Raw genomic sequence first — 22,887 nt, forward strand, 5'->3', positions numbered from 1 at the left:
CTGCCCAGACGGCCCGCGGCCGGGGGCGTCGGGTCGTCGTCGTGGTGCGCCGCCCGAACATCACTTCTCCGTCGTGGCGACGTCGTCGCCGTCGACGACGACCTGCGCGTCGCTGTCGGAGTCGACCTCGACCGTGACCGTTCCGCCGTCGACCGTCACGGTGACGTCGGCACCGTCGGCGTCGCGGGCGTCGCCCGAGGAGGCGCGGGTGGCGTCGCCGTCCGAGGCCCGGTTCTCCTCCACCGCGTCGGCCACGCCGTCCACGGCGTCGGCGGCCTTCTCACGGGCGTCGGCAACGACCTCGGACGTCGTGTCCAGTGCGGCGTCGGTGGCGTCGGCGGTCGTCGAGCGGGCGTCCTCGCGACGGTCCGCCACGGAGTCGAGGGCGTCGGCAGCAGCGTCCCGCGCCTGGTCGGCCACGTCGCGGGCACCGTCGGCGACGTCGTCCGCCTTGGCGGCCGCCTCCTCGCCGACCTCGCCCGCGGTGGCCTTCGCCTGCTCGGCGACCTCGCCGGCCTTGTCGCCCAGCTCGCGGGCCTTGTCGGACAGGTCGCCCGCGGCCGTCCGGGCCTTGTCGGACAGGTCGCCCGCGGCGGTCGCGGCGCGGTCGCGTGCCTCGCCGGCTGCGGCCTTGGTCTTCTCGCCGGCCTCCTTCGCCCGGTCACCGGCGTCCGAGGCGGCGGCGGCGACCTTGTCGCCGGCGTCGGACACGGTCTGCTTCGCCTTGTCCGCGGCGGCGTTCACCTTGTCGGCGGCGTCCTCGTCCGAGTCGAACGGGCCGTGCACGTCCGTGACGGTGACGTTGACCGTGACCTCCTCGCCGTCGAGCTGCCCGACGGCATGCTTGACCTGCGTCCGGACGGTGTCGGCGAGCGTGGTGACGTTCGTCGGGTACTCGGCGACGACGGCGATGTCGACCACGAGTCCCTCGTCGGTGGTGCCGGCGCGGACGCCGGGGACGGAGCCCGTGCCGATCGCCGTGCGCAAGGCGCCGGCGAGCCGCTGGGACGCGGTGCCGAGGGCGTGGACGCCCGAGACGCCGAGGACGGTGACGCCGATCGTGTGCTCGAGGACCTCTTCGGGCGAGGTGGCCCGGGTGGACGCCGCGGCGTCGATGTCGATGGGGGTGACGTGGTGGGTGGACTCGCTCATGAGACCGGCCTTTCATCGTGGAACGTGGGTGGGGCGACGGACGGCCCCCGTCCTCGGGTCGAGGGCGAGGGCCGTCCGTGCGGTGGGGCGAGGGAGGTCAGTCGAGCCGCGTCGCGGACGACATCTGGCTGCGCAGACCGCCGTTGATCTGGATCACGACGGGCGTCTCGGTCCCGAGGACGCCGTCCCAGTGGGCGACGGCCTGGTCGATGCTCCGGCGGATGTCGGTCGGCGAGACGCCGCGACGCGCGTTCGCGGTGACGCGCAGGACCGACTCGCGCTTGACGCGGAAGGCGGTCACGTCCACCGAGACGATGCCCGGGGTGTCGGCCAGCGCCTCCTCGAGGACCTGTTCGGCGACCTTCGCGTCGACGACCAGGCGACCACCGGTGGTCTGGTCGCGACGCGACCCCTCGTCGACGGTGAGCAACGTGCCGGTCTGGCCGTGTCCCTGTCGCAGGGCGAACCAGGCGAGCAGGACGATCAGCACGAGGCTGGCCGCCGCGACCACCCAGAGGATCCACGGCTGGTCGCCGAGGGCGTCGGTCGCGGGGCCCCTCGCATCGGAGGCCCCCTGCGAGACGGTCTTCTGGACGTCGGGCAGAAGGGCCCCGACGGCGACGGCTCCGCCGGCGAGCAGCAGCACGAGGCCGATGACGAAGACGACGATGCGGTTCAGAGCGCGATTGGTGCTGTTCATGACCCGACCGTTCCTTTCTCGGACAGCTTGACCTTGTGACGCAGTGCCGGGCTGAAGTCGTAGGCGCCCAGTTCGTCGCGGACGGCCTCGTCGATGCTGCGGACGTCGGTCTGACGGCCGGAGGTGCGGGTGACCTCGATCAGGGCGCTGCGCTTGCCCACGCTGACGCTGACCTGCGAGGGGTCGACGTCGCCGGCGTAGCTCGCGGTGCGGGCCAGCGAGCGGGCGATGACCCGGTCGTCGACCACGGCCACGGTGCGCTCGGCCTTCGCGCCACGACGGCCACGACGGCCCGGCGCGAGCGACACGACGATCAGGACGAGACCGATCAGCGCGACGACGACCGCGACGGCGGTCAGCACGCCGACCGGAGCACTCGCGGCGTCCAGGGTAGAACCGACGAGGTCGGTCGGAGCCAGGAGCAGCGGAGCCGTCCCGACGGCGGCGAGGACCGCCTCGGTGCCGATCCACGCCAGGGCGACGATCAGCAGGACGGCGAGGGTGATGGCGATGCCGGCCCGCGACGAGTGCGTCTCACGGCGCACGATGCGCTTGTAGAGCGATGCGGTGCTCATGCGACGCGCTTCCTCTCTCGGATGTCGGCACCGGTGATCTGCAGGTCGACCTTGTCGATGCTCGACCCGGTCAGCTGCAGCACGCGGTCACGGATGGTGGACTGGGCCGCCGTGAGGCGGTCCAGCAGGGTGCCCGAACGACGTTCGGAGACGCCCAGGGGCGAGACCCGGATGGGGGTCTTGGCGATCACGCTCAGAGCGCCGTCGTGGTCGGCCAGCTCGACCGACACCTTCGACGCGGAGACCTCGAGGGCCTCCGCGGTGACGGCCGAGACGACCCGACGCACGGCACGTGACGTGATCTTGTTCCGGCCGTGGAGGGCCCGGTCGGCCGTCACCGCCGCGGTCACGACGACCGCCGCCCGCGGAGTGCGTCGGCGAGGCCGCGGACGTCGAGCTTGCCCTCGACGACACGGCCGACGCCGAACCCGATCGCCATGGCGATCGCGACGAACACGAAGGCCCAGAAGCCGAAGGCCAGGGCGGTCAGCGCCAGGACGGCGCCGACCAGCATGCCGGTGGTCGTGGCGGTCACTTGACGCGGCTGTCGTCGGCGTCGTCGTCGTTGTCCTCGGACGGGATGTACACGTCGGAGACGGTGACGTTCACCTCGGTGACCTCCATGCCGACGACCTGCGAGATGGCGTCGGTGACGGACTTGCGCACGTCGTCGGCGACCTTCTGCAGCTCGACGGGGTACTCGGCGACGATGACGATGTCGGCGGCGACCTGCTTCTCGCCGACCTCGACCGAGACGCCCTGGCCGCGGTCCTGCTGGTTGATCACGTTGCGGATCGCGCCGATGGCACGGGCGGCACCGTTGCCCAGGTCGTGGACGCCGCGCACCTCGCGGGCCGCGATGCCGGCGACCTTCGAGACGACGCCCTCGGCGATGGTGTTCTTGCCGGCGGCGTGGGACTGCGTGGTCTTGGCAGCGGCGGTGCTGGTGGAGGGGGTCACGTTGCTCATGGTTGCTCCTTGCTCTGGACCGGTGGGACCGGTCGGTGTCGGGGTGCCCGTGAAGCGGGTCACATCATTCAGACGCATGGGGCACGGCAGGTGTCATGGTGGGTCAGCCAGCTTTCAGGGAACGATTCACCACCACTCACATTTCGGCCATCACGTCCCCCGATCCGGGCACGGGGTGGTAGTCAAGAGGCATGGCGCGGGCCGTCCGGTCCTCGTCGCCGGGGTCCCGCCGCGTCCCGTCTCGCCGGGTCCCGTCCCGCCCCCGTCCGATCGCAGGAGGTCGTCATCACCACCGACGACCCCCTCCTCGACGCTGCGGACGCGACGCTGGCCGTACGGGCCCGCGACGGCGACGTCCACGCCTACGAGGTCATCGCGCGCCGACACGGACCGCTGATGCGCGTGTACGCCGCGCGCCTCCTGGGCTCCGACCTCGAGTCGGACGACGTCGTGCAGGACGCCTTCATGACGGCCTGGCGACGCCTGGCCGACCTCGACGACCCGTCGCGGGTGCGCAACTGGCTGATGCGCATCGTCAGCAACAAGGCGGTCGACCGTCTGCGCGTGCGACGCGACCACGACGACGTCGACCGGCTCGAGGTGTCGGCCCCGCGCCACGAGACGCCCGAACGCGTGGTCGAGGCCCGGTTGCAGCTCGACGCCATGTGGTCGGCCCTCGACAAGCTCCCCCTCGACCAGCGACGGTGTTGGCTGTTGCGTGAGACCGCCGACTACTCGTACGCGGACATCGCCGAGGCCCTCGACCTGCCCGTCTCGACGGTCCGGGGCAAGATCGCGCGGGCCCGGGTGTTCCTCATGACCGAGATGGAGGCGTGGCGATGACGACCGACGACCGCTCCCCCCTCGACGTGCCCGAGGACGACGACACGGTGGACGGCATCCCCGCCGACCGCCTCGCGGACTACCTCGACGCCGGACGCACGCCCCGCGACCCGGCCATCGAGGGCTCGGCGGCCTGCCGCCTGTACCTGCAGTCGTTGGCCCGGGTGCACGACCTGTCCCGCGCCTCCCTCGAGCACGAGGCCCGCCGCGAGCCCGACCGGGACGGCGCCTGGATCGACGGCCTCCTCGACTCGATCCGTCGAGAGGTCGTCGGCGGCCGGGTGATCCCGATCGGCCACCCCGATCCCGCGGTCCGGTTGAGCGTCACCGAGGCCGCGGCGCGCGGGCTGGTGCGACGGGCGGGCGACGAGCAGTCCGGCGTCGTGCTCGGGTCGACGACCTTCGACGGCGACCTGACGACGGCGGGGGCCGACGTGGTCGTGCGGGTGACCGCGGCGGCCCGGTACGGACTCGACCTCGGCGCCGTCGCGGACGAGCTGCGCACCCGCATCACCGAGACGCTGACGCGGCACACCGGGCTGACCGTCGTCCGGGTCGACGTGCTCGTCGACGACGTCTTCGTGGCGAGAGAGGACGACCGATGAGCGACGACCTGCTCTCCCGTGACCTGACCGAGGTGCTGCGCGGCGTCGAGGGCGTGGTCGACGTGTTCGACGCGCACCCCGTCGTCGAGGGGGCGGTGCGGGCCGTCGCGGCCGGCCTCGACCTCGCGGGCTCGACCGGCCTCGTCGAGATCTCGCGGACGGCCGGTTCGGTGTCCGTCACCGCCCACGTGGCGACCGGACTCGACGTCCCGACGCCCGAGACGCTGGCCCGGGCGGCCGACGCGCTGCGGGGACGCCTGGCCGCCTCCGGCGTGACGGGCGACGTCGTGGTGTCGGTCTCGGCCCGTCTGGTCGACGCATCCCGCTGACCGCGGGACGACGAGGAGGCGCGGTGCCGGTCCGACCGACACCGCGCCTCCTGCGCGTCAGCGCTCTCTCGTGAGCCGCTGCGGGTGGTGCTGGTGCTGCTACTTGATGGCGGCGCGGATCTCGGCGGCGGCACCGGCGACGTCGTCGGCCGAGTAGATCGCGGCACCGGCGACGGCGACGACTGCTCCGGCGTCCTGGACCGAGCCGACCGTGGCGGCCTTGACGCCACCGGCGACCGAGAACGGCACGCCCGAGGCCTTGCCGGCCTCGAGTAGCTTCTCGAAGGTGAAGCCTTCTTCGGCCTGCTCGTCGAGCCCGGCGTGCATCTCGACGAACTCGGCGCCGAGCGCGACGACCTCCTTGGCACGGGCGGCCTTGTCGCCGACGCCGATGAGGTCGACGACGATGCCCTTGCCGTGGGCCTTGGCCGCCTTGACGGCACCAGCGATGGTGCTGTCACCGGCGACGCCGAGCACGGTCACCAGGTCGGCGCCGGCCTTGAACGCCTCGCCCGCCTCGAGCTCGCCCGCATCCATCGTCTTGAGGTCGGCGAAGACGATCTTGTCGGGGTGCGCCTCTTTGATCGCGGTGATGGCGCGGAAGCCCTCGGCCTTGATCAGCGGAGTGCCGAGCTCGATGATGTCGACGCTCGGCGCGGCGGCGGCGGCCAGCTCGAGGGCGGCGTCGGTGGTCAGGGTGTCCATGGCGAACTGCAGCTTCATGTGGTGCTCCTCGTGGGGGCGACGGGGCCCGATCGGGCCTCTGGTACGTCGTCGATCCCGTCGCCTTCGATCCTGGTCCGACGATGCTGTGAGAGCAGCCCCTCGACGGGGGCGTCCCACCCATCCGTTCGGGTAGGGAGGGTGGCGTCGGGTAGGCGGACGCCTAGGGTGGGCGCATGAGCCATACCGTGCACGACGTCCCCGGTCGGGCCGGTTCCGACACCCTGGCCCGGACCCTGGCGTCCGAGCACGCGCGGGCGACAGCCGACCTGGTCGACCGGCATGCGATGACGCTCGAGTCCGTGCTGGCCGCCCTGCGCTCACGACGCCTCGACGACCGGGCGGCACGGGCCGAGGCCATCGACGTCGCGGCGGGGGCCCTGGTCGCCCTCCGGACGGGGTCCGACCGCGACCGCGGGACCACCCTCGAACCGGTCGTCGGGGCCTTCGCGCGCCTCCGGTCCGACCTGCGGCCGCTCGTGCGCTTCGGCGACCTGGACGTCCAGTTCGTCGAGCCTCCGGCGACGGGTCGGGCCCTGCCGGGCGACGTCGCGCACGTGGCCCGGGCCGTCGTCCGGAACGCCGTGCTCGCCTTCGTCGACGCGGGGGACGCACGTCGGGTGCGCATCCAGTGGGACTGCGACGGCCTGAACCTGCTGATCGCGATCCGTGACGACGGCGCGGGCGAGTTGACGGCACACGACGACGCGCTGCGGCCGATCACCGAGCAGGTCTCGGGGGTCGGGGGCGAGCTGACGGTGGCGTCGACCGTGGGGTGGGGCTCGGAGTTGACGGTGCGCCTGCCGCTCGACCCGCCGCCGTCGAACGAGCCGTGGGAGCTGGTCGCGGCCCTGAGCGAGCGGGAACGCGAGGTGCTGCACCGGGTCGCGGCCGGCGACCGGAACCGCGACATCGCGGCGGTGCTCGGCATCAGCGACAACACGGTGAAGTTCCACGTGTCGAACCTGTTGCGCAAGCTCGGGGCCCGCAGCCGCACCGAGCTCGCCGCCCTCGCCTCGTCCCCCTGACCCGGAGGCGGCACTCTGCCCTCTCGCCCCCTGCGCCGATCGAGTGGGCAGAAAACGTCCTTCATCTCGACGGCAAGGACATCTTCTGCCCACTCGGCGCCCGGGGTGCGGAGCCGACCCCCGTGGTGCCCGTGGCGAGCGACGCGGCTGGTGGCGTCAGAGGATCACCTCTCGCCAGCGATCGTGCGGTTACTGTGGCTCTGGCCGTGGCACGCGTCACGTCGTCGCTAGGTCCGCCGCCTCGCCATCACGGCGCGCTGCAGGAGCACGAAGACCAGGAGTATCCCGCCGGTGATGATGGTCGTCGCCTCGGGCGGGATGCCTCCGTCTCGCGTGATGAGCACGTTCATGAGGCCGAGCACGAGCGCTCCCACGACGGACCCGAGCACGAAGCCGACGCCGCCGGTGAGGAGGGTGCCACCGATCACCGTGGCGGCGATCGAATCGAGCTCCCACCCGATGCCGGTGATGTTCTGCGCGCTCCCGAGCCGGGCCGTGTAGATGACCGAGGCGAGCCCCGCCAGCGACCCGCTGATCACGTAGACGGCGAGCTTCGTGCGGCGCACCGGGAGGCCCATGAGGGCGGCCGACTGCTCCGACCCTCCGATCGCGTACACGGTGCGCCCCAGACGCGTGCGGTGCAGCACGAAGAACGCGACGGCGACCACCACGAGCGCCAGGAGCACGCCCGGAGTCGTCACGACGTCGTTCACCTTGGGACCGTCCACGACCTTCATGTTCGTCGCGAGCGAGCGGATGGGCGACTCGTCGGCGAGTCGTTCGGGCACCGTGCTGAGGATGGAGGCGAGGCCCCGTCCGAGGAACATCATCGCGAGCGTCGCGATGAACGGCTGCACGTCGAAGAACTGGATCAGCACGCCCGAGATGACGCCGGATGCCGTGCCGATGAGGATCATCAGCACCATCACGACCCAGGGGTTCCAGCCGGCGTTCGCGAGCAGCACGCCCGCGACGCTGCTGACCGCGACGATCGCACCGACGGAGAGGTCGATGCCCCCCGTGAGGATCACGAACGTGAGCCCCACGGCCAGGACGATCACATGGGCGTTGTTGATGAGCAGGTTCGACAGGGTCGCGGCCTGCACGATGCGGCCGTAGGCGATCTCTCCGTAGGCAAGCATGGCGATCAGGATCACCAGGGCGGCGACCGTCGGCAGGGAATCGAGTCGGAGCCGCATGCGGCGACGCGGTTCGAGGGGACCGTTGCCGGGGCCCGGACCGGGGGTCGGCTTGGGGGTGAGGGGCGGGCGGATCGTCGTGGCGCTCATGCGGACACGGTCTCTTTCTCGGTCGGCACGGAGGTCGGCGCCGGGCGGCGGCGCCTCGTGAACAGGGCGCGGACGCGCCGGGACTGCAGCAGCACGATCGCCACGATCACGATCGCCTTGAAGGCGGGCGTCGCCGAGGAGGAGACGCCGAGGAACACGACGGTCTTGTCGAGCGTCGCGATGAGGAGCGCCCCGACCGCGGCTCCGAGCAGGTGGAACTTGCCGCCGGCCAGCGACGTCCCGCCGATGACGACCGCGAGGATGGCGTCGAGCTCGAGTTGGTAACCGGTGCGCGAGACGTCGACCGTCATGACGCTGGACGTGGCGAAGATCCCGGCCACGCCGGCGAGCAGGCCGCTCCCGATGTAGGCGGTGAACAGGAGGGCTCGGCGGTCCAGCCCCGCGAGGCGCGCGGCCTTCGGGTCCATTCCGATCGCTTCGATCATGAGTCCCAGGGCGCTGCGCCGCACGAGGGCGGCGACGCCGAGCGTGATCAGCACGGCCAGCAGGAACACGACGGGTAGTCCGACGAGGTAGCCGTTGGCGACCCAGCGGAAGGGCTCGTTGGCCGCGGCCGTGTTCTGGCCTCCCGTGATGACCTTGGCCAGGCCACGGCCGGCGAGCATGATCACGAGCGTGCTGATGAACGGCTGCAGCCCGACGACCGAGACGAGCATGCCGTTGACCGCGCCGAGGACCCCGGCGATGAGGAGCGCCAGGCCCATCGCGGTGAGCGCGACGCCGAGGGAGTCGGAGCCGGCCGCCTTCAGGAACTCCATCGAGACGGCACCGGCGACGACCATGATCGAGCCGACGCTCAGGTCGATGCCACCGGTGGCGACCACGAGGCACATGCCCACCGCGATCATGAGCACGGGGGCAGCGGCCCGGAGGATGTCGACGAGGTTGCCCACGAGGTTGCCCGTGTCCGGGTTGACGGACAGTGCGAGGTAACCGGGGTCCTTCGCGACGTTGATCGCCAGCAGCAGCACGATCGCGACCGTGCCCCAGACCCAGGGACGGTGCAACAGGTCACCGAGCCCGTGGGCGCCCAGGCGTCTGGTCACGGTGGTCGTCGAGTCACTCATCGGGTTGCCTCCTCGGGCGTGGTGCGGGGGATGGTCTCGAGGGGGATCTCGGAGACGCCCTCCTCGGCGATGGCGGCGACGATGGACTCGGCGGTGACGTCCGGACCCGCCGCGAGCTCGGCGATCTTGCGGTGGTCCTTCAGGACGACGATCCGATCGCTGAGCCGGACGACCTCCTCGAGCTCCGAGGAGATGAACACCACGGCGACTCCCGTGTCGGCGAGGGCGGCGACCTGTTCCTGGATCTCGGCCTTGGCACCGACGTCGATGCCGCGTGTGGGCTCGTCGAGGATCAGCAGCTCCGGCTCGGTCGCCAGCCACCGGCCGAGCAGAACCTTCTGCTGGTTGCCGCCGGAGAGGTTGCTGATGGGTCGATCGGGATCTGCGGGTCGCACGTTGAGCTCGGTGAGGTATTTCGTCACCATGCGGTCCTTCTCCTTGGCCGAGAGCGGGCGGGCCCAGCCCCGTTTCGCCTGCACGGCGAGCACGAGGTTCTCGCGCACGCTCAGGTCGCGGATGATCCCCTCGTCGCGACGGTTCTCGCTCGAGAAGGCGATGCGGTGCTTCAGGGCCTTCGCAGGGGACGAGATCGCCACGGGGACGCCGTCCATGGTCACGTTTCCCGAGTCGGGGCGATCGACTCCGTAGAGGAGACGGGCGAGTTCCGTGCGGCCGGAGCCGAGGAGGCCGGCGAGGCCCACGACCTCGCCGCGACGCAGGTCGACGTCCGTCGCGTCGAGCGAGCCCTTGCGGCCGATCCCGGTGGCCCGGTAGACGGGCTCGCCCTCGGCCACCTGGCGGCTCGCCCGGTCCCGGTCGAGGGAGCGGAGGCTCTGGAGGTCCTTGCCGATCATCTCCGAGATGAGGCCGGCACGATCGATGTCTCGTGTGAGGTGCTCAGCCACGAACTTGCCGTTGCGCAGCACGGTGAGTCGGTCGCTGATCGCGAAGACCTGGTCGAGGAAGTGAGAGACGAAGAGGATGGCGACGCCTTCGTCACGAAGGCGTCGCATGACCCGGAAGAGACCCTCGACCTCGTCCGCGTCGAGGCTCGAGGTCGGCTCGTCGAGGATCAGCACCTTCGCCTCGACGACCGTGGCGCGGCTGATCGCGACGAGCTGCTGGAGGGCGAGGCTGAGCGACGAGAGGGGGGTGCGCGCGTCCAGGTGGCCGAGTCCCACACGCTCCAGGACCTCGGAGGCGGCGGCGTGCGTCCCCTTCCAGTCGATGCCGAACCGGCCGCGCTTCTCGTGGCCGAGCATGACGTTCTCACCGATGGTGAGGTTGCTGCACAGGTTGACCTCTTGGTAGACCGTCGAGATCCCCGCAGCCTGCGCGTCCGCGGTGCCCGAGAGGCGACGTTCGACGCCGTCGACGACGACACGTCCGGAGTCGATGGCGTAGACGCCCGTGAGCGCCTTGATGAGCGTCGACTTACCGGCGCCGTTCTCGCCCATGAGCGTGTGGACCTCGCCGGGGTAGAGACGGAGGTCGACCCCGTCGAGGGCTTTGACCCCGGGAAAAGCGATGGTGATGGCTTGCATCTCGACGATGGGGCCGGGTGCCTGCATGCGTGTAACTCCTTGTCTGCCGATGCCCACCCGCCCGCTGCCGTGGCAGCGGGTGGGTGGCGGGGGCGGCGAGGCGGACTCGTCCGCCTCGCCGCCGGGTGTGGCCGTGCGGGCTGGTCAGAACTTCCGGTCGGGCAGTGCTGTGGCGGCTGCCTCGGGCGAGTCGAACGTGGCCGACTCGACGACGATCGACGACTCGACGGTGTCGCCGTCGAGCAGCTTCTGCACTGCCTCGAGGGCCGTGTCGCCGAACAGCGGGTTGTACTCGGCGACGAAGCTGAGCTTGGACTCGGACAACGCCTCGAGGGCGCTCTTCGTGCCGTCGATGGTGGCGATCTTCACGTCCTTGCCGGGCGTGAGGCCCGCCTCCTCGACCGCCTGCACGGCGCCGAGTCCCATCTCGTCGTTCTGGGCGAAGACCATCTGGACGTCGTTGCCGTTCGACTTCAGCACCGTCTCGAAGACGCTCTTGGCCTCTTCGGTCGACCAGTTGGCCGTCTGCGCGCCGATCTTCGTGAATGCGCTGTCTGCGCCGATCACCTCGTCCCAACCTTCGTTGCGTTCGTTCACGACCGAGACGCCCGCCGGGCCCTCGAGGGTGAAGTACTTGCCACCCTCGGGAAGCGCGCCCTTGGCCCACTCGGCGACGGACTCGCTGACGGCGATGTTGTCGGGCGCGATCCGGGTCGCGTAGAGCGAGGTGTCGTCCGGCTCGATGCCACGGTCGATGAGGACGACGGGGATCTCGGCTTCCTTCGCCCGCTCGAGCGAGTCCTCCCAGCCGGAGCCCTCGGTGGCCGAGAGAAGGATCACGTCGACACCCTCGTCCACGAACGACGTGAACGCGTCGATCTGCGACTTCTGGTCGTTGTTGGTCGCCGGGGCGTACTTCAGATCGAACCCGGCGTCTTTCGTGAAGGTGTCCTGGATGTTCGTCTCGTTGGCCTGACGCCAGGCGCCCTCGGGGCCGACCGCGACGAAGCCGACCGTTGACAAGTCGTCACCGCCGTCCGTCGAACCGGTGCCGGAACTGCAGGCCGCGAGACCGAGGGCAATGGCCCCTGCGGCGGCGATGGTGGCGATGCGCCTCTTCGTGGACATGGATCTCCTCCTTGAGATGACCGGACGTCTTCGTCCGGTCGTGGCCATGGGGCCGGTCGTGCTGCGTGGGCTCGGGTGCTTCCGCGTGCTGGGAATGTTACCGGTAACAGTTTCGCGAGTGCAAGAGTGATCGAGAACATCCGCCCGTCGGGAAGGGATCGACTGCGAGCCTCAGCGGCGTGACGGCGCTGCAGGCGGCAGGAGGGGCCCGCCCTGCCACACCGGCGGGAAGTCGTCGCCCTCGTCGCTCTCGTCGTCCGGTGCGGCGATGAGCTCGACGAGGGTGTCGACCGTGACGCCCGGCCCGTTGCTGAGCTCGCCGATCTTCTCCCGGTCCTTGAGGACGACGATCCGGTCGCTCACCCGCACGAGCTCGTCGAACGCGCTCGAGATGAACACGACGGCGACACCCTCGAGCGCGAGCTGCGCGACGTGCGCCTGGATGTCGACCTTGGCGCCGATGTCGACGCCGCGCGTCGGCTCGTCGAGGATCAGCACGCGGGGCCGGATCGCCAGCCAGCGAGCGAGGAGCACCTTCTGCTGGTTGCCGCCCGAGAGCTCGCCGGCGGGTGTCGCCGGATCGACCGGCGTGATGTCGAAGTGCTCGATGTGCCGCTCGACGAGGTCCTCGCGCTCGGCCTTGGAGAGCGGGTGCGCCCACCCACGTAGAGCCTGCAACGCGAGGACGATGTTCTCCCGCACGCTGAGGTCGTTGATGAGGCCCTCCGCCCCTCGATCCTCGGCAGACAACGCCACCCGGTTCCGCAGTGCGTCCGCAGGGCGGTCGATCACGACGGTCCGACCACCGAGCGTGACCACGCCGCCGTCAGCTCGGTCGGCGCCGGCCAGCAGGCGCGCGAGCTCGGTTCGCCCGGAGCCGCGAAGCCCCGCGATGCCGACCACCTCTCCCGCGTGCAGCTCGAAGTCGACCGGCCGCAACATCCCGCGGCGTCCCACCCCGGCGGCGCGGTACAGCGGCGGGCCGACCGGATCCACACGATGGGCGCGGCGCTCTGACCCGATGCGTTGCAGGTGCGCGATGTCCTTGCCGATCATCCGCGCGACCAGTTCGGCGCGGCCGACCTCGTGCGGCAGGTAGTCACCCTTCTTCACACCGCCTCGAAGGATCGTCATCCGGTCGCTGAGTGCCAGCACCTGCTCGAGGAAGTGCGAGACGAAGAGGATGGCCACACCCTGGTCGCGGAGGCGGCGGATCACCTCGAAGAGCTGCGCGACGTCGACGGCATCGAGGCTCGACGTGGGCTCGTCCAGCACGAGCACCCGTGGTCGGTCGACCATGGCGCGGGCGATGGAGACGAGCTGGCGGCTGGCGGGAGTGAGGTCCGCCAGCAGGGCTCGCGGGTCCAGCTCGGCCAGTCCGAGCTCGGCCAGCATCGTGGCGGCGCGTTCATGCGTCGCACGCCAGGAGATGCCGACGCGACCGTGCACCTCGTGGCCCAGCATCACGTTCTCACCGACGCTCAGGTTCTCGACCAGGTGCGATTCCTGGAACGCGGCCTGGATGCCGAGGGCCCGCGCGTCAGCCGGACCGCCGAGACGGACGGGCTCGCCGTCCACGAGGACCTCCCCTGCTTCGATCGGGTACACGCCGAGCAGCGCCTTGATGAGCGTGGACTTCCCCGCTCCGTTCTCGCCGAGGAGAGCGTGCACCTCGCCCGAGTGGAGGTCGAGGTCGACCCTGTCGAGCGCGACGCCGTTCGAGAACGCGACGGTGATCCCCCGCATCTGCACCGTGGGGTGGGCAGGTCCGTCCCGCCGCTCGTCGTGACCGGACCAGGTCGGGCCAGCGGCCTGAGGGCCGATCGGGCGCATCGTCGTCGATGCCCGTACGTGACGCACGTGGTGCTCCTCGGGTCGGAGGCCTTGACGGCCTCGCGCCGGGCGGTGCCCGACGTGCACGACTGTAGCTGTCGTGATGCACGCGGGCGAACGACGACGAGCTGGATTACCTCAGATGGCCATCTCGGTCGAGAGGGCGCGCAGCCGCGCTGGAGTCACGCACCACGAGCTCGGCGGGAATCCGGCTGTTCTGCGGGATCTCGCGGCCCTCGATCGCGGCGATCAGGACGTCCACCACGAGCGACCCGAGCGCCGGGAAGTCCTGCCGCACGGTCGTGAGCGGCGGGAGGAAGTGGCGCGAGACGGGCAGGTCGTCGAAGCCGACGACGCTCAGGTCCTCCGGCACGCGGATGCCGCGGTCGTGGAGGCCGTGGATCACCCCGAGCGCCATCTCGTCATTGGCGACGAACACGGCGGTGTATTCCGGAACTCCGGTCAGTCCGCGTGCGTAGTCGTAGCCGAAGTCGCTCGACCAGTCACCGATGACGATGGGCCGCTCGTGCATGCCCCATGCCCGGGTGCGCGCATGGAAGGCACGCTCGCGAGCGCGGGCGTCGAACCAGTCGAGGGGCCCTGAGAGATGGAGGACGTCGCGGTGACCCAGCGACGCGAGGTGATCCACGGCCAGCTTCGTGCCGGCAGCCTGGTCGACGGAGACCGTGAGGAAGGCCGGGTCCTTCTCGGCCTTGACGACCAGGGTCGGCAGCCCCGTCGTGATGGTCCGGAGCACGGCCACGGACGACGAGCGCGGAGCGACCACGCAGAGTGCGTCGATGCCCTGGCCTGTGAGGTGGCGCACGGCCTCCTCGGGAGTCGCCGAGTCGTCGCGGAGCGCGAACGACGCCACGGAGTACCCGCCGTCGCGCGCCGATCGCTCGATGGCCCGCAAGATGCTCGACGGACCGAACTCGACGGCGCTCTCGATCAGCACGCCGATCCGAAGGGCCCGCTGGGTGACGAGCTCGCGCGCAGCACTGTTGGGCCGGAAGTCGAGCTCGGCGACGACCTCGAGCACGCGTTGGCGCGTGGACTCCTTGACCTGCGGGTGACCATTGAGCACGCGTGACACGGTCATGTGCGACACACCAGCACGCTCGGCAACCTCGCGAAGACCGAGACGTTCACCGCCGCCTCTGACGCTCACCCGGGCTCCATCCTGCACGCTCCGCAACGCAGCTTGGCGTCATCTGCGCCGGCGTGGACGTGGCTCCATGGCGCTGGCTCATTGTACGGGGGCCTTGCTCACGTGGCGGTCGGCTTCCGTGACGAAACACGACGGGTACCGCCGTCACGGGGCGTAGCGGACGGACATGATGGGACACGAGACACCGACCGAAGGTGAACGGTGTCAAGGTCGCCGCATGGCGCTCATCTGCTTGGTCCTCTCCGGGGCCGCCCTCCTGGTCAACGGCCTCACCCTGCTCGGGCGCGTGCCCGGCCGGGACAGCGGCGTGTTCAACGTCCTGGTCGGCGGTCTGCAGCTCGTCCTCTGCGTGGCCGTGGCCGTGTCAGCCGACGGTTCCCTGCCCATCCTCTTCGGGATCTCGGGCACCTTCTTGTTCGGCATCACGTACCTCTACGTCGGCGTGGACTCCCTCCTCGGCCTCGGCGCCGTGGGCCTGGGCTGGTTCTGCGGCCTGGTCGCCGCTCTCGCCGTCGCCTTCGCGGTCCTCCACGTCGCGGACGACCCTTTCCTCGCCGTGCTCTGGACGGGATGGGCGGCGCTCTGGGCACTGTTCTTCGTCCTGCTCGCCCTCGGCCGATCAGCGATCAGCACCTACACCGGGTGGGCCCTCGTCCTCGCGAGCCAGGTGACCACCACGGTCCCCGCGCTCCTCGGCCTCACCGGGCACTGGCCGACCGGCTCGGTCGCCACGACGGCTGCACTCCTGGCGCTCGTCGGGGTGTTCGGCGGCGCCGTCCTGCTCACCCGCCGAGCCGCCACACGTCCCCAGCCGGAACACACGCCTGCCCCTGCCGCTGCCTGACCCACCAGAACGGAACCGAGACCCATGACCACGACGACCACCACCTCCACCACGTCCGTCACCACGGCGTCACCCACCGACGACGCCCTGTCCGCGCGTTTCCGCCCGCTCTTCGACCGCATCGCCGCCGGTGCCGCGGAACGCGACCGTGAGCACCGCCTCCCCGTGGCCGAGATCCGCGAGCTCGCCGACGCGGGCTTCGGAGCCCTCCGTGTCCCCGTCGAGTTCGGGGGCTCCGGCGCCACCCTCCCGCAGCTGTTCGAGTTGCTCACCGAGCTCGCGGCGGCGGACAGCAACATCCCCCAGGCCTTGCGCGGCCACTTCGCTCTCGTCGAGGACCGCCTCGTCGCCCGGTCCGGACCGCGCGACGTCTGGCTCGAACGGTTCGGCCGCGGCGAGATCGCCGGGAACTCCTGGACCGAAGTGGGCACGGTGCAGGTCGGCGACGTCGCGACGAAGGTCAGCCCGGACCCGGACGGCGGATTCCGCATCACCGGGCAGAAGTACTACTCCACCGGCAGCATCTTCGCCGACTGGATCGACACGTACGCCGAACGCACGGACACCGGCGACCGGGTCATCGCGATCGTCGACGCCCGCCAGGAAGGCGTCACCCACACCGACGACTGGGACGGGTTCGGGCAGCGGACGACGGGGTCGGGCACGAGCACCTTCCGAGATGCTCGTGTCGGTGCCGACGACGTCGTGCTCTTCGACGAGCGATTCAAGTACCAGACGGCCTTCTACCAGGCCGTGCTGCTGAGCGTCCTCGCCGGCTCCGTCGTGGCAGCCGAGCGGGACATCGCGTTCGAGGTCAGGAACCGCACCCGGGTGTTCTCCCACGGCAACGCCGACACGTTCGCCGCCGACCCGCAGATCCTGCAGGTCGTCGGCGAGGTCTCAGCCGCCGGCTTCGCCGCACGGGCGGTCGTCGACCGCGCCGCCCAGGCCCTCCAGGGCGCCTACGAGGGTGCCTTCCTGGACGAGTCCGAGGACGAGCGGCGGAACGACCGCGCCGAACTCGCCACCGCGCAGGCCCAGGTCGCACTGACATCGCTCGCGACCCAGGCGACCTCGCACCTGTTCGACGCGCTGGCGGCATCCGGCGTGAGCACCACGAAGAACCTGGACCGGCACTGGCGAAACGCCCGGACCGCCGGCAGCCACAACCCGTGGGTGTTCAAAGCACGCATCGTCGGCGACCACGCCGTCAACGACGTCCAGCCGCCACGGGTCTGGGCCATCGGCGCGACCCGCCGCTGATCTCAGAAGACGAGCACCGAGGACGAGAAAAGCCCTGCCGCGTAGGGCAGGGCTCTTCGGGTCCGCACCGAAGGCGCACGCCGCCGGAGGCGGCCAGACAAGCACCAAAGACGAGGAAAGCCCCTGCCGTGTTGGGCAGGGGCTTTCGAGTCTGTGCGCCTGGAGGGACTCGAACCCCCAACCTTCTGATCCGTAGTCAGATGCTCTATCCGTTGAGCTACAGGCGCGTTTCGCTGGCCGATTGGCCAGAGGAAACACTACACGAGGGAGGCGCGGGGCGCGAATCGAGGCCGACCCGCGCCTCCTCGGGTCGTGTCAGTAGGTGTGTTTGCCTTCGCCGTCGCCCTTGTAGTCGCCGATCAGCTCGTCGACCTGGCCGGCCTCGGCCTGGCCGGGCTGGCGGGTGGGGACGGCGTCGTCGGCCGGTCCGTCGTCGAGCGAACGGGAGCCGGTGCCGCCGTCGGGGTGGTTCTCGCTGGTGATCTCGACGGGGCGGTCGTCCCGCTCTCCGACGGTGTGGTCGCCGTGACCCTCGCCACTGCTGTTGCCACGACGCTCGAGGTCGGTCTCGTCGGTGCCGTGCGGGTCGTCCGGGGTCTTCGTCATCGGGTTCCTCCTGCGCGCCGGACTGTCCGGCGGTCGTGCTCCGAGCATGCGCCGCGGGTCCGACCTCCGCCCGCGACACCCACCACACTCACGGCTCGAACGGTTGGTCGGCCCGCCCACGCCCTCGTCGAGAACCACAACGACTCTTGCGCAACGGATCTTGTGCACCTATCGTCGACTCCATGTCCCCCCGAGAGACCTCCCGCAGCACCCTCACCGACGCCGCCTCGATGCGCGTGCTCGCCCATCCGACCCGGTTGCGCCTCCTCGGTCTGCTGCGCGAACGCGGCGCGCAGACGGCCGCCCAGCTCGGCGACGCCGTCGACGAGGCCCCGGGGACGATCAGCTACCACCTCTCGAAACTCGCCTCGATCGACCTGATCGAGGCGGCCGAGCCGCAGACCACCGACCGGCGCGAGCGCTGGTGGCAGGCCACCGCGCAGCTCACCAGTTGGGAGCCCGCCGAGTTGCTCGACGACCCCGACCGCCTCGTCGCCTCGTCCGCGCTGCAGAAGTCGATCGGCCAGGCCTACGCCGCCCGCTTCGGCGAGTACGTCGACGCGATGCCCACCCTGCCTCGCGAGTGGATCGCGGCCGGGGCGAGCGGCGACCGCAGCCTGCGCCTCACCACGACCGAGCTCGCCGCCCTGCGCCGCGACCTCGAGGGCGTCGTCGACCGCTGGCTCGACGTCAGCGCCGCCCACGACCCGGCGGCCGACGACGGCGCCGCGCCGGTCGTGCTCGTCTACCAGGCCTACCGCCGCCCCTGAGGCGCGTCGTGAGCGAGAGCACGCCGGCCGAGGAGGCGCGGGGCACCGACAGCGCCACTCGCGGCGGTCGTCCGGCCCGGCCCCGCGGCGGGCGCACGGGTCACACCGTCCGCACCGGGCGCACCGACCGGGTAGCCCTGTCGTCCCTCGTCGCGGCCCACGCGATCTCACAGACGGGCAACGTCGTCACGGCCTTCGCCGTGCCCTTCTACGTCCTGGGTCTCGGCGGGTCGGGGGCCGAGGTCGGGCTCGCGGCGGCGTTCGCGACGGCCCCGGTGATCATCGGCGGCCCGCTCGGGGGCGTCGTCGTCGACCGGGTCGGGCACCGGCGGGCCGCGATCGTCGCCGACCTCGTGAGTGGCGCCTCCGTCCTCGCGATGCCCGTGCTCGCGCTCACCGTCGGGCTGCCGTTCTGGGCCCTGCTCGCGCTCGTCTTCGTCGGCGGCCTGCTCGACAGCCCCGGACAGACGGCGCGCCGGGTGATGCTGCCCGCGCTGACCGAGCGGGCCGGAGTCCGCATCGAACGCAGCGTGGGGCTCCTCGACGGGTCCGAGCGCTTCGCCAAGCTGATCGGGGCGTCGATCGCCGGGCTCCTCGTCGCCGCCGTCGGACCGGTCGCGTCCCTGTTCGTCAACGCCGCCACCTTCGCCGTCTCGGCGGCCCTGACCGGGGCACTCGTCCCGGTGTCGGGTCCGGCACGGACCGGATCACCGAATCCGAGAGACGACCACCCGACCGACGCCACCGACGCGACCGAGCCGACCCGCGCCTCCTACCGGTCCGACCTCGTCGAGGGCGCCCGCTTCGTCGTCCGCGACCCGCTGATGCGGCTGATCGTCGCGCTCGTGCTGACCACGAACCTGCTCGACGCCGCACGCGGGTCGACCCTGCTGCCCCTCTACGCGAACGACCGACTCGGAGGCGCGGCCGCCCTGGGACTACTCGTCGCCACCATGGGCGGGTGCGCCCTCGCCGGCAACGTCGCCTTCGGTTTCGTCGCCCACCGGGTGCCGCGCCGCCTCACCTTCGTCGCCTGCTTCACCCTCGCCGGCGGGCCGTCGAGCCTGGCGTTCGCCCTCGGCGCCCCGCTGCCGGTGCTGGTCGCCGCGACCGCGCTCTCGGGTCTCGCCGCCGGCGCCCTCAACCCGATCCTCGGCACGGTGCAGCTCGAGCGCACCCCCGAGCACCTCCGCGGGCGGGTCTTCGGACTGGTCACCGCGGGAGCCTGGGCCGGCATCCCGGCCGGCGCCCTGCTCGGCGGGGTCGCGGCCGACACGATCGGGCTGACGGTCGCGTTCGGCATCGTCGCCGTGGTCTACACGACCGTCACGCTCGCCCCGCTCACCGGCGGTCACTGGCGACTGATGGAGCGTCGGGGCCCGACCGGCGGCCGGCCACCTGCACCCTCGCTGTGAGTCGGGGCGGCCCCGGCGCATCGGCAGGTCGGACCGAGCCTGTTTCCAGGCGACGTGTAGTTAGCTCGTCCGGTGACTGCTCACCCGACCCTCTCGACGACGCCTGCCGTCCGTCGACGGGTCACGGGTCGTTGGGTGGTCGCGTCGTCGGCCTCGCTCGTCGTGCTGGCAGGCGTGTACACGATCGCGGTCCTCACCGAGACCGGCCAGTCCATCGAGGACAGCATCCTCCGCTCGGTCGACGGCACCACGTTGTTGCAGTCCGGGGTCGCGCTCGACGCCATCTCTCCCCCGGCCGTGCTGCTGGTCGTCGCCCTCACGATGGTGGTGGCGTTCCTCCGCCGCCGGCCCGGGTCGGCCGTCCAGGCGGGCGTGCTGATCATCGGCGCGACGGTCACCACCCAGGTGCTCAAGCAGCTCGCGCCCCGTCCCGAGCTGACGGGCGAGCTCTACGGCAACAGCTTCCCCAGCGGGCACGTCACGGTCGCCGTCGCCGCCGTCCTGGCGATCATGACCACCTTCGGCCGGCACGCCCGGCCCCTGTTCTACATGGTCGGTGCGGCGTTCGCGGCCGTCGTCGCCGAGCAGACCGTCGCCTTCGGCTGGCACCGCTGCAGCGACGTCGTCGGCGCCTGCGCCGTGGCCCTGCTCTGGCTCGGCCTCGTCCGCATCGCCGCCGCCCGCCTCTCACGTGACCCTCGCGGCCGCGACGACGTGGGCCCCCGGTCGCACGGGGCCACCTCGGTGGTGCTCGGCCTCGCCTTGGTCGTCTGCCTCACCCTGTCGGGCGCGATCTGGAGCATCGGCATCGGCTCCGACATGAGCCTCACGACCTCGACCGGCCAAGGGGTGCTGATGGGCGCGCGCCTCGCCGCGGCCGGCGTCGTCCTCGTCACGTGCTGGATCGCCTGGAAGCTCGACCGCAAGGCCTGACGCGCACGTGGCCCGATCGGCTCAGCCCGCGGCGCCGGTCCCGAACAACAGCCCCAGCAGGTAGGTCACGGCGGCCGCCCCGAACCCGATGCCGAGCTGGCGCAGCGCCCGCCTGACCGGGCTCGCCCCCGACAGCAACCCGACGACGGCGCCCGTGCCGAGCAGCGCGACGCCGACCAGCGCCGACGCCACGACGACCGCCACGAGCCCGGACAGCCCGAACAGGTAGGGCAGCACGGCGACCACGGCCCCGGACGCGAAGAAGCAGAAGCTCGAGGCGGCAGCGCCGAAGGCCGTGCCGAGGGTCTCGTGGGTGGCGGGCTCGTCGGCCGAGCGCGCCTCCTGGTCCGGGGCGTCCGCCCAGCCGGCCGTGGCGGCGCCCGGCGCGGCCCCCGCAGGAGGCGCGCTCGGCGACGAGGCCACTCGCCCCGCGCCCGCGAGCACCTCCCGCGCGTGGGTCTCGGCCTCGTCGGGCGACATGCCCCGTGCCCGGTAGACCAGCGCCAGCTCGTTCGCGTCGACGTCGAGGTCGGGCAGCACGTGTCGCGCCGTCGGGTCGGGGGTGGAGGCGTCGAGCAGCTCGCGCTGCGACCGCACCGAGACGTACTCGCCCGCCCCCATCGACAACGCCCCGGCGAGCAGACCCGACAGCCCGGTCAGCAGCACCACGTGGTTCGAGACGCCCGAGGCGCTGATGCCGAGCACGAGCGCCAGGTTGCTGACCAGGCCGTCGTTCGCCCCGAACACGGCCGCGCGGAACGACCCCGACAGGCGGTTGCGTCCGCGCTCGGCCAGGCCGCGCACGACCTCGCCGTGGATGCGTTCGTCGGCGGCCATCGCGTCGGTGGCGTCGGCGTCGGTCGCGTAGGGCGACCGTGCCTCCGCGCTCTGCACGAGGGCCAGCACGAAGATCGAGCCGAAGCGCCGGGCGAGCACCCCGAGCACGCGGGTGCGCAGGTCGGTGCGGGCCGGACGCCCGACGTCGGCGCCGAGCAGGTCCACCCAGTGCTGTGCGTGGCGGCCCTCGGCGTCGGCCAGGGCGACGAGGATCGCACGCTCCTCGCCGTCCCGGCGGCGGGCGAGGTCGCGGTAGGTCGACTCCTCGGCGCGCTCGTCGGCGAGGTAACGCCGCCAGCGACGCAGGTCGGCGGGGGTGCGGGTGCTCGTGCCGCCGCTGGTGCGGGTGCTGCTCGTGGGCATGGGGACAGTATCGGCCGCGAGTACGGTCGAGCGGTGACCACACCCCGGCCCCGCTACCTCGGCGTCGACCTCGCCTGGCGCGACTCGACGCCCGAGCGCCCCGCGAACGAGACCGGCCTGGCCGTGATCGACGCCGACGGCACGGTGCTCGACGCCGGCTGGGCGCGCGGCGTCGACGAGGTCGAGGCCTGGGTCCGTCGCTGGTCGACGCCCGGCTCCGTCGTCGCGGTCGACGCCCCCGTGCTCGTGCCGAACGCCACGGGCATGCGGGCGAGCGAACGCCTCGTGGCGCGGGCCTACGGTCGCTGGCACGTGTCGGCCAACGCGAGCAGCGCCTCCCTGCCCTGGCTCGGCGGGCGCACCCTCGGCGAGCGCCTCGAGCGTGCCGGCGGCGTCTACGACGACGGCGTCGTGCCGGTGGCGGCCGACGCGGTGGGGCACTTCGAGTGCTACCCGTACACGACGCTCGTCGGCATGACCGAGCTCGCCTACGACGACAAGCGTCCCCGCTACAAGCGACCCGACCTCACCCTGCCGAAGGAGGCGCGGCGCGAGGCCCGCGCGGCGGCCTGCGACGAGCTGCTGCATCGGCTGGGCGGGCTGGCCCGGGCCGAGGTGCCGTTGCGCCTCGACTCGCACCCGGTGTCGGCGGCGCTGCTCGAGGAGCCCTCGCCGCTGGTCGACCGGGCCTACAAACACCGCGAGGACCTGCTCGACGCACTGGTCTGCGCCTGGACGGCGGCGCTCCGCGCGCGGACGCCCGAGCGCCTGCAGGTGCTCGGCGTCGACACCGAGCCGGACGACCGCGGGAGGCGCGCGACGCTGATCTCACCGGCCCGCCCCGAGCAGCGCCTCGGCCCCGCCCCCGTGGCGCGGGTC

General features: G+C 71.7%; 25 protein-coding genes and 1 tRNA gene. 10 read left to right on the plus strand and 16 right to left on the minus strand.

Going from position 1 to position 22,887, the window contains the following annotated elements:
• Positions 1-60 precede the first annotated feature (60 nt).
• From IFT36_RS03985 to IFT36_RS04010, 6 genes are all read right to left on the minus strand, one after another.
• On the minus strand, positions 61-1,152 hold the full coding sequence (locus tag IFT36_RS03985; RefSeq protein ID WP_200412472.1) for an Asp23/Gls24 family envelope stress response protein: 1,092 nt from the start codon (positions 1,150-1,152) through the stop codon (positions 61-63).
• Between the two features lie 97 nt (positions 1,153-1,249).
• Entirely contained in the window at positions 1,250-1,852 is a 603-nt protein-coding gene (locus IFT36_RS03990) for an Asp23/Gls24 family envelope stress response protein (RefSeq protein ID WP_200412473.1), read from the minus strand.
• Positions 1,849-2,427 (minus strand): Asp23/Gls24 family envelope stress response protein, encoded by a 579-nt coding sequence (locus IFT36_RS03995; protein WP_056047190.1) that lies wholly within the window; start codon positions 2,425-2,427, stop codon positions 1,849-1,851. The genes IFT36_RS03990 and IFT36_RS03995 overlap by 4 nt, the downstream gene beginning before the upstream one ends.
• Complete coding sequence (locus IFT36_RS04000; protein WP_043597627.1) at positions 2,424-2,777, minus strand: hypothetical protein; 354 nt, start codon at positions 2,775-2,777, stop codon at positions 2,424-2,426. Before IFT36_RS04000 ends, IFT36_RS03995 begins: the two co-directional genes overlap by 4 nt.
• The gene (locus tag IFT36_RS04005) at positions 2,774-2,962 is read right to left on the minus strand and encodes a DUF2273 domain-containing protein (RefSeq protein ID WP_043597628.1); all 189 of its coding nucleotides are present in this window, start codon (positions 2,960-2,962) and stop codon (positions 2,774-2,776) included. The genes IFT36_RS04000 and IFT36_RS04005 overlap by 4 nt, the downstream gene beginning before the upstream one ends.
• Positions 2,959-3,396, minus strand: coding sequence for an Asp23/Gls24 family envelope stress response protein (locus IFT36_RS04010; RefSeq protein ID WP_056047193.1), 438 nt, complete (start codon positions 3,394-3,396; stop codon positions 2,959-2,961). The genes IFT36_RS04005 and IFT36_RS04010 overlap by 4 nt, the downstream gene beginning before the upstream one ends.
• Before the next feature lie 327 nt (positions 3,397-3,723).
• Between IFT36_RS04010 and IFT36_RS04015 the strand changes: the two genes are divergently transcribed.
• Genes IFT36_RS04015 through IFT36_RS04025 form a run of 3 tightly spaced genes read left to right on the plus strand, consistent with a single transcriptional unit; the run spans position 3,724 to position 5,173 of the window.
• A complete protein-coding gene (locus IFT36_RS04015; protein WP_157485405.1) occupies positions 3,724-4,239 on the plus strand; it encodes an RNA polymerase sigma factor in 516 nt (171 codons plus the stop codon).
• A complete protein-coding gene (locus IFT36_RS04020) occupies positions 4,236-4,844 on the plus strand; it encodes an Asp23/Gls24 family envelope stress response protein (RefSeq protein ID WP_159825708.1) in 609 nt (202 codons plus the stop codon). Before IFT36_RS04015 ends, IFT36_RS04020 begins: the two co-directional genes overlap by 4 nt.
• On the plus strand, positions 4,841-5,173 hold the full coding sequence (locus tag IFT36_RS04025) for a hypothetical protein (RefSeq protein ID WP_159825707.1): 333 nt from the start codon (positions 4,841-4,843) through the stop codon (positions 5,171-5,173). The genes IFT36_RS04020 and IFT36_RS04025 overlap by 4 nt, the downstream gene beginning before the upstream one ends.
• 99 nt (positions 5,174-5,272) lie before the next feature.
• On the opposite strand, the gene hxlA is transcribed toward IFT36_RS04025, so the two are convergent.
• Entirely contained in the window at positions 5,273-5,896 is a 624-nt protein-coding gene (gene hxlA / locus IFT36_RS04030; protein WP_159825705.1) for a 3-hexulose-6-phosphate synthase, read from the minus strand.
• Positions 5,897-6,072: 176 nt separating this feature from the next.
• On the opposite strand from hxlA, the gene IFT36_RS04035 reads away from it, so the two are divergent.
• Complete coding sequence (locus IFT36_RS04035; protein ID WP_249408455.1) at positions 6,073-6,924, plus strand: helix-turn-helix transcriptional regulator; 852 nt, start codon at positions 6,073-6,075, stop codon at positions 6,922-6,924.
• A 227-nt stretch (positions 6,925-7,151) separates the two neighbouring features.
• On the opposite strand, the gene IFT36_RS04040 is transcribed toward IFT36_RS04035, so the two are convergent.
• The 6 genes from IFT36_RS04040 to IFT36_RS04065 all read right to left on the minus strand — a co-directional run bounded on the left by IFT36_RS04040 (position 7,152) and on the right by IFT36_RS04065 (position 14,995).
• Positions 7,152-8,213 carry an ABC transporter permease gene (locus IFT36_RS04040; protein WP_200412474.1) on the minus strand — a complete coding sequence of 354 codons (1,062 nt, stop codon included), beginning with the start codon at positions 8,211-8,213 and terminating at the stop codon, positions 7,152-7,154.
• Entirely contained in the window at positions 8,210-9,301 is a 1,092-nt protein-coding gene (locus IFT36_RS04045; protein WP_200412475.1) for an ABC transporter permease, read from the minus strand. The genes IFT36_RS04040 and IFT36_RS04045 overlap by 4 nt, the downstream gene beginning before the upstream one ends.
• Positions 9,298-10,872: a sugar ABC transporter ATP-binding protein gene (locus IFT36_RS04050; protein ID WP_200412476.1), complete on the minus strand. Its 1,575-nt coding sequence runs from the start codon at positions 10,870-10,872 to the stop codon at positions 9,298-9,300. The genes IFT36_RS04045 and IFT36_RS04050 overlap by 4 nt, the downstream gene beginning before the upstream one ends.
• Before the next feature lie 117 nt (positions 10,873-10,989).
• Complete coding sequence (locus IFT36_RS04055) at positions 10,990-11,973, minus strand: ABC transporter substrate-binding protein (RefSeq protein WP_200412477.1); 984 nt, start codon at positions 11,971-11,973, stop codon at positions 10,990-10,992.
• A 171-nt stretch (positions 11,974-12,144) separates the two neighbouring features.
• On the minus strand, positions 12,145-13,719 hold the full coding sequence (locus IFT36_RS04060) for a sugar ABC transporter ATP-binding protein (protein WP_249408456.1): 1,575 nt from the start codon (positions 13,717-13,719) through the stop codon (positions 12,145-12,147).
• Between the two features lie 220 nt (positions 13,720-13,939).
• Positions 13,940-14,995, minus strand: coding sequence for a LacI family DNA-binding transcriptional regulator (locus tag IFT36_RS04065; protein WP_307785022.1), 1,056 nt, complete (start codon positions 14,993-14,995; stop codon positions 13,940-13,942).
• 199 nt (positions 14,996-15,194) lie between these two features.
• Between IFT36_RS04065 and IFT36_RS04070 the strand changes: the two genes are divergently transcribed.
• Both IFT36_RS04070 and IFT36_RS04075 read left to right on the plus strand, forming a co-directional pair.
• The gene (locus IFT36_RS04070) at positions 15,195-15,821 is read left to right on the plus strand and encodes an AmiS/UreI family transporter (RefSeq protein ID WP_200412479.1); all 627 of its coding nucleotides are present in this window, start codon (positions 15,195-15,197) and stop codon (positions 15,819-15,821) included.
• Between the two features lie 24 nt (positions 15,822-15,845).
• On the plus strand, positions 15,846-17,084 hold the full coding sequence (locus tag IFT36_RS04075; protein WP_200412480.1) for an acyl-CoA dehydrogenase family protein: 1,239 nt from the start codon (positions 15,846-15,848) through the stop codon (positions 17,082-17,084).
• A gap of 154 nt (positions 17,085-17,238) precedes the next feature.
• Here the strand turns inward: IFT36_RS04075 and IFT36_RS04080 are convergent.
• Positions 17,239-17,311 (minus strand) — tRNA-Arg (locus tag IFT36_RS04080).
• An 88-nt stretch (positions 17,312-17,399) separates the two neighbouring features.
• Entirely contained in the window at positions 17,400-17,690 is a 291-nt protein-coding gene (locus IFT36_RS04085) for a hypothetical protein (protein ID WP_056047225.1), read from the minus strand.
• A gap of 182 nt (positions 17,691-17,872) precedes the next feature.
• On the opposite strand from IFT36_RS04085, the gene IFT36_RS04090 reads away from it, so the two are divergent.
• From IFT36_RS04090 to IFT36_RS04100, 3 genes are all read left to right on the plus strand, one after another.
• Positions 17,873-18,460 carry a helix-turn-helix domain-containing protein gene (locus tag IFT36_RS04090; protein ID WP_056047229.1) on the plus strand — a complete coding sequence of 196 codons (588 nt, stop codon included), beginning with the start codon at positions 17,873-17,875 and terminating at the stop codon, positions 18,458-18,460.
• Positions 18,461-18,468: 8 nt separating this feature from the next.
• Positions 18,469-19,875, plus strand: a complete 1,407-nt coding sequence (locus tag IFT36_RS04095; protein ID WP_307785023.1) for an MFS transporter — start codon at positions 18,469-18,471, stop codon at positions 19,873-19,875.
• Between the two features lie 72 nt (positions 19,876-19,947).
• Positions 19,948-20,808, plus strand: coding sequence for a phosphatase PAP2 family protein (locus IFT36_RS04100; RefSeq protein ID WP_148053721.1), 861 nt, complete (start codon positions 19,948-19,950; stop codon positions 20,806-20,808).
• Between the two features lie 21 nt (positions 20,809-20,829).
• Here the strand turns inward: IFT36_RS04100 and IFT36_RS04105 are convergent, their stop codons facing one another.
• Positions 20,830-22,008: a VIT1/CCC1 transporter family protein gene (locus IFT36_RS04105; RefSeq protein WP_200412481.1), complete on the minus strand. Its 1,179-nt coding sequence runs from the start codon at positions 22,006-22,008 to the stop codon at positions 20,830-20,832.
• 33 nt (positions 22,009-22,041) lie between these two features.
• Here IFT36_RS04105 and IFT36_RS04110 point away from each other — a divergent pair.
• A partial coding sequence (locus IFT36_RS04110; RefSeq protein ID WP_200412482.1) for a DUF429 domain-containing protein occupies positions 22,042-22,887 on the plus strand: 846 nt, incomplete at its 3' end.

It is taken from the genome of Frigoribacterium sp. CFBP 13605 (assembly GCF_014839405.1).
Lineage (GTDB): Bacteria > Actinomycetota > Actinomycetes > Actinomycetales > Microbacteriaceae > Frigoribacterium.

Coding starts and splice junctions, on each gene's coding strand:
- IFT36_RS04090 (WP_056047229.1), top strand. CDS start 17,873: ATGTCCCCCCGAGAGACCTCCCGCAGCACCCTCACCGACGCCGCCTCG.
- hxlA (WP_159825705.1), bottom strand. CDS start 5,896: ATGAAGCTGCAGTTCGCCATGGACACCCTGACCACCGACGCCGCCCTC.
- IFT36_RS04035 (WP_249408455.1), top strand. CDS start 6,073: ATGAGCCATACCGTGCACGACGTCCCCGGTCGGGCCGGTTCCGACACC.
- IFT36_RS04010 (WP_056047193.1), bottom strand. CDS start 3,396: ATGAGCAACGTGACCCCCTCCACCAGCACCGCCGCTGCCAAGACCACG.
- IFT36_RS04020 (WP_159825708.1), top strand. CDS start 4,236: ATGACGACCGACGACCGCTCCCCCCTCGACGTGCCCGAGGACGACGAC.
- IFT36_RS04045 (WP_200412475.1), bottom strand. CDS start 9,301: ATGAGTGACTCGACGACCACCGTGACCAGACGCCTGGGCGCCCACGGG.
- IFT36_RS04060 (WP_249408456.1), bottom strand. CDS start 13,719: ATGCGGGGGATCACCGTCGCGTTCTCGAACGGCGTCGCGCTCGACAGG.
- IFT36_RS04075 (WP_200412480.1), top strand. CDS start 15,846: ATGACCACGACGACCACCACCTCCACCACGTCCGTCACCACGGCGTCA.
- IFT36_RS03985 (WP_200412472.1), bottom strand. CDS start 1,152: ATGAGCGAGTCCACCCACCACGTCACCCCCATCGACATCGACGCCGCG.
- IFT36_RS04025 (WP_159825707.1), top strand. CDS start 4,841: ATGAGCGACGACCTGCTCTCCCGTGACCTGACCGAGGTGCTGCGCGGC.
- IFT36_RS04040 (WP_200412474.1), bottom strand. CDS start 8,213: ATGAGCGCCACGACGATCCGCCCGCCCCTCACCCCCAAGCCGACCCCC.
- IFT36_RS04055 (WP_200412477.1), bottom strand. CDS start 11,973: ATGTCCACGAAGAGGCGCATCGCCACCATCGCCGCCGCAGGGGCCATT.
- IFT36_RS04105 (WP_200412481.1), bottom strand. CDS start 22,008: ATGCCCACGAGCAGCACCCGCACCAGCGGCGGCACGAGCACCCGCACC.
- IFT36_RS03990 (WP_200412473.1), bottom strand. CDS start 1,852: ATGAACAGCACCAATCGCGCTCTGAACCGCATCGTCGTCTTCGTCATC.
- IFT36_RS04050 (WP_200412476.1), bottom strand. CDS start 10,872: ATGCAGGCACCCGGCCCCATCGTCGAGATGCAAGCCATCACCATCGCT.
- IFT36_RS04070 (WP_200412479.1), top strand. CDS start 15,195: ATGGCGCTCATCTGCTTGGTCCTCTCCGGGGCCGCCCTCCTGGTCAAC.
- IFT36_RS03995 (WP_056047190.1), bottom strand. CDS start 2,427: ATGAGCACCGCATCGCTCTACAAGCGCATCGTGCGCCGTGAGACGCAC.
- IFT36_RS04085 (WP_056047225.1), bottom strand. CDS start 17,690: ATGACGAAGACCCCGGACGACCCGCACGGCACCGACGAGACCGACCTC.